This window comes from Mycobacterium sp. (genome assembly GCF_035603715.1).
In the GTDB taxonomy this organism is placed as follows: Bacteria; Actinomycetota; Actinomycetes; order Mycobacteriales; family Mycobacteriaceae; genus Mycobacterium.
Genome location: NZ_DATNJW010000626.1, coordinates 1 through 12282, shown reverse-complemented (window position 1 = coordinate 12282; position 12282 = coordinate 1). Strand labels below are relative to the sequence as shown.

Below are 12282 nucleotides of genomic sequence, written 5' to 3'. Positions count from 1 at the left end.
CATCTACGCCCACGTGCTAGGACTCGAACGAGTCGGCATCGACGACTCGTTTTTCGAACTCGGCGGCGACAGCATCCTGTCCATGCAAGTGGTGGCGCGGGCCCGCGCCGCCCGGGTGCTATGTCGACCCAAGGATCTTTTCATCGAGCAAACCGTGGCCCGGCTGGCCCGGGTAGCAGGCGTCGTTGCCGACGAAACCAGCCTGACCGACGAGGGCGCCGGCCAGACGACTTCCGACGTCTCGCCCTCCCACCTCAGCCAGCAGCAGCTCGATGAGCTGGATCAGCGCTACGACATCGCGGATATCTTGCCGCTCACCCCCCTTCAGCAGGGGTTGCTGTTCCACATCAGCGCGAACGCCGAGGATCATCGTGATCTGTACGCGCTGCAACTTGATTTCGGCGTGGCCGGCGCTCTTGATTCCGACCGGCTGCGCGAAGCAGTGCACACGGTGGTAGCCCGGCATCCGAACCTGGCGGCTCGATTCTTGGACGAGTTCGACGAGCCGGTGCAGATCATCCCGGCTCATCCTGTGCCGGGGTGGCGCTATGTCGATCTGGGCGGCGGCCTCAACGTCGATGAGCAGATCTCGCGGGTATGCGCCGCCGAACGCGCGGCCGTTTGCGATATTGGCGACCAGTCTGCGTTTCGGGTGGCTTTGATCCGCATCGCGCCAGATCGGCACCGGTTGGTACTGACTCACCACCACATCGTGCTCGACGGCTGGTCGTTGCCGGTCCTGCTGAGGGAGATATTCGCCAGCTATCACAGACAACCACTCGCATCAGGCGGCTCGTATCGGACATTCTTTACCTTCCTGGCAGATCGTGATCTTGATGCCGCCCAGGCCGCTTGGCGTGATGTGTTGGCGGGCTTCAATTCCCCGACCCTGGTAGACCCGTCGGATCGGTTGGGGCTGGGCGCTCGAGGCGCGCGATCGTTTCGGTTGCCCGCCGAGACCACCCAGGCCGTCGGCGCGCTGGCGCGTTCATGCCAAACCACCGTCAATACCGTGCTCAACGGCGCCTGGGCGCAGCTGCTGATGTCGCTGACCGGTCACCACGACGTCGCCTTCGGTACCACCGTCTCGGGTCGACCGGCCGAAGTCACCGGATCCGAATCGATCGTGGGCCTGTTGGCCAACACGGTGCCGGTGCGGGCAACGGTCACCTCATCAACCACTACCGCAGACCTGCTGAGTCAACTGCAACGCGCTCACAACCACACCCTTGAACACCAGCACGTGGCACTGAGCGAGATCCACCGGATCACCGGTCACGAAAGGCTGTTTGACACCCTTTTCGTCTACGAGAACTACCCGATCGACACCACTGCATTGTTTGGTGGACGCGAGTTGATTGTTACCGAGTTCGTCAGCCACGAATCCACTCACTACCCGCTGACGTTAGCGGCCGTGCCGGGGCCTGAAATCGAGCTCCGTCTGAAATTTCGCACCGACGTGTTCGACCCGCCCACCATCGAAGCGCTGATCGAACGGTTCCAGCAGATATTGCTGGCGATGACCAGCGATCCAGCCCGCCGGCTCTCGTCGATGGATCTGCTGGGCGAGCGCGAGCACGCACGGCTGGACGAGTGGGGCAACCGGCTGGTCCTGACCCAGCCTGCCACCACCGCAGCGTCGATTCCGATGTTGTTCGCCGCGCAGGTGGCGCGCACTCCAGAAGCGGTGGCGCTGAGCTGTGGGGCCAAGTCGATGACCTATCGCGAGCTGGACGAGGCAGCAGACCGCTTGGCGCACGTAGTGGCGGCTCATGGCGTGGGTCCGGGTGCATGCGCGGCATTGCTGCTATCTCGTTCGGTTGAGGCCGTCGTCGCGATTGCGGCGGTGCTGAAGACCGGCGCGGCCTATCTGCCGATCGATCCGATGTATCCCGACGAGCGGATCGGGTTCATGGTGACCGATGCCGCGCCGGCGGTGGCGATCACCACCGCCGGGCTGGCCGACCGGCTCGATCGGTTCGGCCTGCCGGTCATCGACGTCGGTGACATGCCGGACCCCACGGCTGACGGCCATCCCGCTTCGACGCTTCCGGCGCCCGCACCCGACGATATCGCGTATTTCATCTACACCTCGGGCACGACCGGCGTACCCAAAGGTGTTGCCATCACCCACCGCAACGTCACGCAGCTGATCGAGGCGCTTCAGGAAAACACGCATCTGCGGCAGCCGGCAGGTGTATGGACCCAGGGGCATTCCTATGGCTTCGATGTCTCGGTCAAGGAGATTTGGGGGGCGCTGCTGAGCGGTGGGCGGCTGGCGGTGGTGCCTGAGTCGGTGGCCGGTTCACCAGAACACCTGCACGCCTTGCTGATCGCGGAGAACGTCAGCGTCCTCACGTCGACTCCCCGCGCACTGGCGATGTTGTCGCCACAGGGGTTGGAGTCGCTGGCCGTGGTGGCGGTTGGTGGTGAGCCCTGCCCGCCAGATCTTGTGGATCGCTGGGCGCCGGGTCGGGTGATGATCAATGCCTACGGACCGACCGAAACGACCGTACGAGCGTCGGGAAGTGCGCCGTTGACCGCGGGTGCTGCCGGCGAAGTGGCGCCGATTGGTTCGCCGGTGTCGGGGGCGGCGTTGTTTGTGCTCGATGGCTGGCTGCGCCCGGTGCCCCGCGGGGTGATCGGCGAGTTGTACGTCGCCGGCGCCGGAGTAGCCATCGGCTATTGGCGACGCGCCAGCTTGACCGGATCACGCTTTGTCGCCTGCCCCTTCGGGGCACCCGGAACCCGGATGTATCGCACCGGAGACCTCGTCCGCTGGCGCCCCGACGGCCAACTGGATTACCTCGGACGCGCCGATGACCAAGTCAAAATCCGCGGCTACCGAATCGAACTCGGCGAAATCACCACCGCACTAGCTGCCCTACCCGGAGTCCACCAAGCCACCGTCATCGCCCGCGAAGACCGCCCCGGCGACAAACGCCTCATCGGCTACCTCACCGGCACCGCCAACCCCAACCAGATCCGTACCCAACTCGCCCAACACCTGCCCGCCTACATGGTCCCCGCAGCCGTCGTAAAACTCGACACACTGCCACTGACCATCAACGGCAAACTCAACACCCGCGCACTACCCGCACCCGAATACCAAGACGGCCAACGATATCGACCCCCGACCAACGCCATCGAAGAGACCCTGGCCGGCATCTACGCCCACGTACTCGGACTTCAGCGCGTCGGCATCGACGACTCCTTTTTCGAACTCGGCGGCGACAGCATCCTGTCCATGCAAGTAGTCGCCCGCGCCCGCGCCGCGGGCCTGCTATGCAAACCACGCGACATCTTCATCGAACAAACCGTCACCCGACTAGCCCAAACAGCCACCACCATCACCGCCCAGACCACCCCCACCGACGACGACACCGGCCAGATAGTTGCCACCCCGATCATGCGCTGGCTGCACAGCGTCGATGGCCCGGTCGAGCAGTTCAATCAGACCATGGTGATACAGGCTCCAGTCGGCGTCGGCCGAGCCGATGTGGTGATCCTGTTGCAGGCCTTGATAAATCGGCATGCCATGCTGCGGCTACAGGTCGATGACGACGGCGCCGGGAACTGGCTGCTGGTGACGCGGCCGGCGGGTTCGGTAGATGCCGGTGCCTGGCTGCAGGTGGTCGACGTGTTATCCGATGACGCGTTGGTGCAAGCCCGGAGGCGGCTGGACCCCGCCGGCGGAGTGATGCTCAGCGCGCTGTGGGCGAGCTCCACCGCCACGCTAGTTCTGACAATCCATCACCTGGCCATCGACGCCGTCTCCTGGCGGATTTTGGTTGACGATCTCAACGAGGCCTGGCGTTTATACAGTGCCACCGGCGTGGCTCGGTTGCCGTTGCGGGGGAGTTCATTTCGTCGTTGGGCTTCAATCCTGACGGAGCGGGCCCGCTCGGATGTGGTCGTCGATCAGTTGCCGGTGTGGCGCGAGATCGCCGCAGTCGGTGGCGTGCTGGCCCCCGTCGAGCCCGCTATGGATACCCACGCCAGCGCCGCACACCTGACGGTGTCACTGGATGCCGAGACCACCCGCAGGGTGCTCGGTGAAGTGCCCGCGGCGTTCCATACCGGAGTGCAGGACATCTTGTTGATTGCGTTCGCGTTGGCGTGGAGGGAATTTCTGGGCGGTGACGCTGCGCCGATCACCATCGACGTGGAGGGCCACGGCCGCCATGAAGACCTGGTTCCCGGTATCGATTTGTCGGAGACGGTGGGCTGGTTTACCACCAAGTACCCGGTGTGCTTGACGCCGGACCGGTTGCTGTGGCCGCAGGTAGCCAACGGCCACGCGGCGTTAGGTGCTGCGGTCAAGAAGGCCAAGGAGCAGCTCCGGGCCATACCTGACGGTTACACCTACGGGGTATTGCGCTACCTCAATGGTGAGGCCGATCTGGCAGGTCCAGATCCGCCGATCGGATTCAACTACCTAGGTCACGTGGCCGGATCGCAGAATGACGCAATCGCCGGCGAAGCTTGGCAAATGACACACGCGGGCGCGCCGTTCAACGACGAGTCGCGTGGCGGATGGGCAATGCCGCTCGGCCATACCGTAGGGGTCAATGTCATCACGCTTGACGCCGTCGCCGGGCCACAGCTGCAGGCTACCTGGACGTGGGCGCCATCGAAAATCGATGCTGCGCACATAGATACGCTGAGTCGGTTGTGGTTCGAGGCCCTGGCCGGCATCGGCACGCAGGTGCGCGACGGTGGGGGCGGATTCACCCCCTCGGATTTCGCGCTGGTCTCCGTGGCCGCCGAGGAACTTGAAAACCTGGAATGCGCTTACGAAGTCGCTGATGTGTTGCCGTTGACACCGCTGCAGCGGGGCTTGTTGTTCCACACCAGCGCGAGCGCCGAGGATGAGGCTGACCTGTACGCGGTGCAGGTCGACATCGCCCTGACCGGTCGACTCGACCATCATCGTCTCCGCGATGCCGTCCAAGCAGTGCTTAGTCGTCATCCCAACCTGGGAGCCCGATTCGTCGACCAACGGCTTGGCGAACCGTTGCAGATCATCCTGAAGCGACCCGTGTTGCCTTGGCGCTACCTCGATCTCGCCGACGGGAACACCAATGCCGGCGACCGCATCGAGCGAGCATGCGCCGCCGAACGTTCCGCAACCTACGATGTGGCCCACGGGTCACCACTGCGCGCGATGCTTGTCCGGTTCGCGCCAGAGCGGTATCGGTTTGTGCTGTTCATGCACCACGTCGTGTGCGACGGCTGGTCCGGGCAGATCCTGTTGCGCGAAATCTTCGCCGGGTACGACTCGCGGCCACTGCCCACCCCGGTCTCTTATCGGCACTTCCTTGACTGGCTGGCCGGCCGGGATCGCGAGGCAGCTCACGCCGCATGGCGCCGGGTGCTGGCCGACTTTGAGGCCCCGACCCTGGTCGGTCCGCCCCAGCGGTCAGGGCTGGGCGCCCGAAGCGTGGAATCGTTCCGGCTGCCCGAGGAGACGACCAGTGCCCTCGACGACCTGGCGCGCTCACGCCACACCACGCTCAACATCGTGCTGCAGGGCGCGTTCGCGCAGCTGCTGATCTGGCTGACCGGCCACCGTGACGTCGTGTTCGGTACCACCGTCTCGGGTCGGCCCGCGGACGTGGCCGGCTCCGAATCGATGGTGGGCCTGTTGATTAACACCGTGCCGGTTCGCGCGACCCTCACCGCGACCACCACCACCGAGGAGCTGCTCGACCGGCTGCAAACGGCGCACATCGACACACTCGAGCATCAGCACCTGGCGCTGGCCGACATTCTCCGCATCACCGGTCACGTCGCCCTGTTCGACACCCTATTCGTCTACGAGAATTACCCGACCGACACCGCCGCGCCGCTGGCCGCCCATGACCTGAGCATCACCGAGATCAGCGGCCGCGAATTCAGCCACTACCCGTTGACGGTGGTGGCCCAGCCGGGCCGCGAGCTGGCCTTTCACATCGAATACGCCACCGACGTGTTCGACGCGCGCCGGATCGAGGCGGTCATCGCGCGGTTGGAGAAGGTGTTGGTGGCGATGACCGCGGACCCAGCCCGGCGGGTGGCGTCTGCGCAGCCGCTTGATGCGGATGGGCGTGCGCGCCTGGCTGTTTGGGGTAATTGGGGGGCGTTGGGGCGGCCGGTGGTGGGGGTGTCGGTTCCGGTGTTGTGGGCCGCTCAGGTGGCCCGCGGGCCGGATGTGGTGGCGTTGGTGGGTGCGGGCCGGTCGATGACGTATCGGGAGGTGGATCGGGCCGCTCATCGGTTGGCGCATCGGCTGGTGTTGGCCGGGGCGGGCCCGGGTCAGTGTGTGGCCGTGGTGTTTTCCCGCTCCGCTGAGGCGATCGTGGCGATCTTGGCGGTACTCAAGTCCGGGGCGGCCTATCTGCCGATTGACCCCGCGGTTCCCGCGGCCCGGCTGAGGTTCATCCTCGATGATGCCGCACCGATCGCCGCGATCACCACCACCGATCTGGTCGCCCGCTTGGCCGGCCTTCAGGTGGCGGTCATCGACGTCGCCGATCCGGTGATCGATGACCAGCCCGACACCGCGCTGGCCCCACCGGCCCCTGACGATATCGCCCATATCATCTACACCTCGGGAACCACCGGCACACCCAAAGGGGTCGCGGTCACCCACCGCAACATCACCGCACTGTTCGACTCGCTACAGCCCGGCTTCGAGCTGGCCGGCCAGGTCTGGACCCAATGTCACTCCTATGCCTTTGACTTCTCGGCCTGGGAGATCTGGGGAGCATTGCTGCACGGCGGGCGACTGGTCATCGTGCCCGACACCGTAAACCGCTCACCACAGGACTTGCACACCCTGCTGGCCAGCGAACACATCACCATGTTGAGTCAAACCCCAGCCGCCGCAGCCCTGCTGACACCCCACAAAACCACCGCCAACCTGATGGTCGCCGGCGAGGCGTGCCCCGCCGACCTCGTCGACCGCTGGGCACCCCGACGAATCATGGTCAACGGCTATGGCCCCACCGAAACCACCATCTACGCCACCATCAGTGCACCCCTGTCACCGCAGTCGACACCCCCACCGATCGGTCGACCCGTGCCCGGGGCCGCAATGTTCATCCTCGACGACGTTCTCCAACCCTTACCGCCCGGAGCCGTAGGGGAGCTTTATGTCGCCGGCACCGGCGTCAGTGTCGGCTACTGGCGGCGGCCCAGTCTGACCGGAACCCGTTTCATCGCTTGCCCTTTCGGCCCACCCGGAACCCGGATGTATCGCACCGGCGACCTGGCCTCCTGGCGTCCCGATGGCCAACTCGACTACCACGGCCGCGCCGATGACCAAGTCAAAATCCGCGGCTACCGCATCGAACTCGGCGAAATACGCGCCGCACTCGCGGCCCTACCCGGCGTCGACCAAGCCACCGTCATCACCCGCGACGACCACCCCGGCACCAAACACCTCATCGGCTATTTCACCGGCACCGCCGACCCCACCACCGCCGGTGACCGACTCACCCACCACCTACCCCCCTACATGGTCCCCACAGCACTCATCAAACTCGACACCCTGCCCCTGACCCCCAACGGAAAAATCGACACCCACGCCCTACCTCCACCCGACCACCACCACAGTCCCTACCACCCCCCAACCACCCGCACCGAAGAAATCCTGGCCGACATCTACGCCCGCATCCTCGGACTCCCACGCGTCAGCATCGACGACTCCTTCTTCACCCTCGGTGGAGACTCACTTACCGCCATGCGCGTCATCGCCACGATCAACATCAGCCTTGACGCGCATCTCACGGTCCGCCACCTGTTCGACGCGCCGTCCGTACGAGGGTTGGGACGGCGGTTGAGCCCGGCCACCAAACCGCAAGACGACGCAGACGATATGGAGGCACAGCGAAAGGCCGGCGCCGACCGACCCAGCTTTGCGTCCGTGCACGGCCGCGACAACACCGAGGCGCACGCCAGCGATCTCACTCTGGACAAGTTCATCGACGCCGCGACCCTGACCACCGCGCCGACGCTGCCGCGACCCATTGGTGACGTGCGGACCGTGTTGCTGACCGGCGCGACGGGTTTCCTCGGGCGTTACTTGGTGCTGGAATGGCTGCAGCGGCTAGAGCGGATCGACGGGAACCTAATCTGCTTGGTACGGGCCGAGTCTCATGAGCGGGCCAGGCAACGCCTACACGACACCTTCGACAGCGGCGACCCGCGGCTGCTGCGGCTCTTCGAGAGACTGGCCGCTGGACATCTCGAGGTCATCGCAGGCGATAAAAGCGAAACGAATCTGGGTCTGGAACAACAGACCTGGCAGCGACTGGCCGACAGCGTCGACCTCATCGTCGATTCTGCGGCCGTGGTCAACCACGTGCTGCCCTACAGCCGGCTCTTTGGGCCCAATGTGGCGGGCACCGCCGAGCTGATTCGCATCGCCCTTACCTCGAAGATCAAGCCGTACGTGTATGTCTCGACCGGCAGCGTGGGTGGACAGATCGAGCCATCGGCGTTTACCGAGGACGCTGACATTCGGGTCATCAGTCCCACCCGCAAGATCGACAGCGGCTATCCGAACAGCAAGTGGGCCGGCGAGGTGCTGCTGCGCGAGGCTAACGAGCTGGCCGCCCTGCCGGTCGCGGTATTTCGTTGCGCCATGATCCTGGCCGACACCACCTACGCGGGTCAGCTCAACGTCGCGGACAACTTCACCCGAATGATGCTTTCCCTGCTGGCCACCGGCATCGCGCCCGCCTCGTTCTATCAGCTGGACGCCGATGGCAACCGGCAGCGCGCCCACTTCGACGGGCTACCAGTCGAATTCGTCGCCGAGGCGATATCAACTCTGGGCGCCAGGATGGTCGAGGGGTTCGAGACCTTTCACGTGATGAACCCGCACGACGACGGTATCGGCCTCGATGAGTACGTCGATTGGCTGATCGAGGCCGGTCATCCGATCCAGCGAATCGATGATTTCGGGGAGTGGATGCGGCGATTGGAAGCCGGCCTCAGTGCCCTGCCAGATCACCAGCGTCGGCACTCGGTGCTCTGGAGGTTGCCGATACATAATTCACACGCCCATGGTCTGCAACCCGAAGAGCCGATCCGCGCATCGCTTGGGCCGACGGATCGGTTCCGTGCTGCAGTCAGAGAAGCGAAAATCGGCCCCGACAAGAACAACCCAGACATCCCGCACGTCTCGGCGCCGATCATCGTCAAATACGTCGCCGACTTGCAAATGCTCGGACTGCTCTAGACAGTCGACCTTAGAAAAATCCGTCTTTCCTCAAGGCCGCCAATGACTGGGTGACCGCGTCGCACACCCCGTCCATGACGTCGGCGGTATGTGCGTACGTGAAGAACGGATAGAGGAACTCGGCCAGATGAACACCCGCCGCACGCAGGTAATAGGTCCACATGTATTCGGCAACAACGTTTCGGTCCGGATGACCGAATGGCACAACGTCGTCAGCAGACATGACACCGAAGGTCGGCTTCACGAGCGACTCGTACCGCCGAATGACGATCGGGTAATCCTCTTCGTCACGCAGTCGTTCGAGGTGAGCGGCAAACCGGTCGGCGGCCGCGAATGTGGTTGGGTACACCTCGTCCTGATGATCGCGAACGTATTCCAGCTGCGCGAGGCCGGCCACACAGGCGACGATGTTTCCGCAGAACGTGCCGAGAACGTGTGTGCGGGTTTGGATGTCATGCACGAACTGACCACTCGTGACAGCCATCTTGATGATGTCTGACCGCCCCAGCGTCGCGCCGATGGGCAACCCGCCGCCGATGATCTTTCCGAACGTAGCGAGGTCCGGGGTGATGGCCTCCGTCTCGACGGCGCTGCCGAAGCGGAAGCGGAACCCGGAGAGCATTTCGTCGAACACCAACACGATGCCGTGTTCCGCGGTCACGTCCCGCAGGCCGACGAGGAAATCGCGATCCAACCGCGGCCAGCTTGATCGGATCGGCTCAAGAATGACGCACGCGAGATCCTTTGCACACGAACGGATTATGTCGAATGCGCGCTCATCGTAGGGAAGCACAACCGTCGACGACTCCACCGACGGCGCGACGCCGGGCATACCCGGCCGAGTCGAGCCATCTGGCAGTCTGGCTACGAAAACGTCGTTGTGATGTCCGTGATAGCAATGCTCAAATGTCGCCACGAGCGGTCGTCCGGTGGACGCGCGTGCCAATTTGAGCGCGTGCATGGTCGCCTCGGTCCCGGAGTTGCTGAGAAACCCGCCCTCCGCCCAGCCGACGCTGTCGAGCAGGAGACTGAGCAGCGCAGTCTCGGCCTGGTTACCGGCCGCGACCGTCATGCCGTTGCCGAGCATCGATCGGACTGCGTCGGTCACGACCTCGGCCGAGTGGCCAAGGAAGTTGACCCCCCTGCCGCTGTCGAGATCAACGAATTCGTTGCCGTCCAAATCTGCAATGAGCGGGCCGCGGGCCCACCCGGCGATCATCGGCATGATTCGGGGCATCCCGTCGACGAAATTGCTGTAGACCCCCTTGTCCGCCCGCTGCAACCCCGCGGCGATGGTCTTGGGCTGCCGCGCCGCCAAGTCTTTGATGCAGTCGAGCTCGCGCACTCGCGCAAGGAACTCGGTTGTATTCTCCAAGAACATCTCGGTGGTGATCTCGGTCATGCGATCCATCTCATTCGCCTGGATCCGCTGCACTTCAGCTGATTTCGGCAGCCTTCGCCGCTCTGATCCAACCGAGCGCCGTCATTCGTGCCCATCGGTCACGTCCGCGCCGACTGGCTTGACGTGGGTCACAAGGTCGACGTCGGTCGCCTGCGCCCGCAGATACCCGGCCCGCGCATGCGCTTTGGGGATGTGCGTAAACGGATCGAAAGAGTAGGCGGCCATGGCGTTTTCGTGCGTGATCTTGTTGATGACGGCGTCGTCGAGGTGACCCATCGTCTCCATGACGATCTCTGGCGCAAAGGGCCAACTGCCGTCCGAATGCGGAAAGTCGGATTCCCAGCAAATCATGTCTTCGTTGAACCACTGCATGTTTTGCACACCCACCTTATCCCTGATGAAGCACGCGTAGATGTGCCGCCTGAACACGTCGCCCGGGCCGTCGTAGCCCTTCGGTAACTGGTCATGGGTCCAGCCCGTGTGACGCTTCCGCACGTCTTCTGCGCGCCAGAGGAAGTAAGGCATCCAGCCGAGGTCACCCTCGGTCAGCGAGAACTTGATTTCGGGAAAGTCCTTGTAGAACTCGGCCCAGATCAGTTCGAGGAACGCGTACATGCTCATCAACTGCGTGCCCGTCATGTTCACGCTCAACGGCGCACCCGTGGAGAACGTCGGTTCACGTCCCGAGGACCCGACGTGCATGCACAGCACGGTCCCGTGTTCACAGGCAGCCTCGAACAGCGGATACCAGTACTTCTGGTGAATGCTCGGCAGGTTCAGCGCTTCGGGATTCTCGGAGAACGCCACCGCGTGACAACCTTTGTCCGCCAAGCGTTTTACTTCCTTGGCCGCCTCTTCGACGTCGAAGAGGGGCAGCAGGCCGCACGGGATGAATCTTCCGGGGTAGGCGCCGCACCATTCGTCGACGTGCCAGTCGTTGTAGGCCTTGATCATGACCAAGTTCACGTTGGAGTCGGGGCCCTGGCTAAGCAGCTCGCCGGCGAAGCCCGGGAAATTCGGCAAGTTCAGTCCGGCCAGTTGACCGCCGGCATTCATGTCGCGCACTCGTTCGTCGACGTTGTAGCAGCCCGGTCGGATGTCGTCGTAGCTCAATACGTCGGCGGCGAACATCTCTTGCGGCTTGCCCGCGGCGGCATTCAGGCCCATCGGCCATGAGCGCGCCTCGCCGTAATACCAGTGCCGCGTGCCGTCCGATTCGAAGCCGATGCGCGGAGCATATTGCTTGAAGGCGGCAGGCACATGAGCGTCGAACATGTTGGGCGGCTCGGTGATGTGGTCGTCGACACTGACCAAGATCAGATCATCTTTGTTCACGTGCACTCCTTGGACGATCCAGTGATATCCGACTATAGGTAATGACGCGGATCGCGGTGTGACGATTTGCTACCTGCCGCGACCACGCATCGCCCGAGTTTTCGTGAAGTTAGTCCGATGGGTGGAGGCGTCCACCGCCCCGCTACCAATCGGTCACCGCAGCCCACGCTCGGCGGCTTTGCGTTTCCAGGTGTCCTTCCACTCCAGCTCGGTGGCGCCGATCTGCCGGCCGTATGGAAGCTCGTCAGGTGGGGCGCCCCAAGCGTCCGGACCCGTGTTCGCTGACGAGTACAAGGTACCGTCCGACCAGATATAC

3 protein-coding genes are annotated in these 12282 nt (G+C 64.0%); 1 reads left to right on the top strand and 2 read right to left on the bottom strand.

Features of this window, described 5'->3' with window-relative positions; translation table 11 throughout:
• Window positions 1-9229, top strand: a 9229-nt coding sequence (locus VN856_RS25505) for a non-ribosomal peptide synthetase (protein WP_414687048.1), incomplete at its 5' end; no start/stop codon positions are given.
• A 10-nt stretch (window positions 9230-9239) separates the two neighbouring features.
• Here the strand turns inward: VN856_RS25505 and VN856_RS25500 are convergent.
• Together VN856_RS25500 and VN856_RS25495 are read right to left on the bottom strand one after the other, a co-directional pair.
• Window positions 9240-10631 (bottom strand): aminotransferase class III-fold pyridoxal phosphate-dependent enzyme, encoded by a 1392-nt coding sequence (locus VN856_RS25500; protein ID WP_325694507.1) that lies wholly within the window; start codon window positions 10629-10631, stop codon window positions 9240-9242.
• 81 nt (window positions 10632-10712) lie between these two features.
• A complete protein-coding gene (locus VN856_RS25495) occupies window positions 10713-11966 on the bottom strand; it encodes an amidohydrolase family protein (protein WP_325694505.1) in 1254 nt (417 codons plus the stop codon).
• Window positions 11967-12282: the final 316 nt, after the last annotated feature.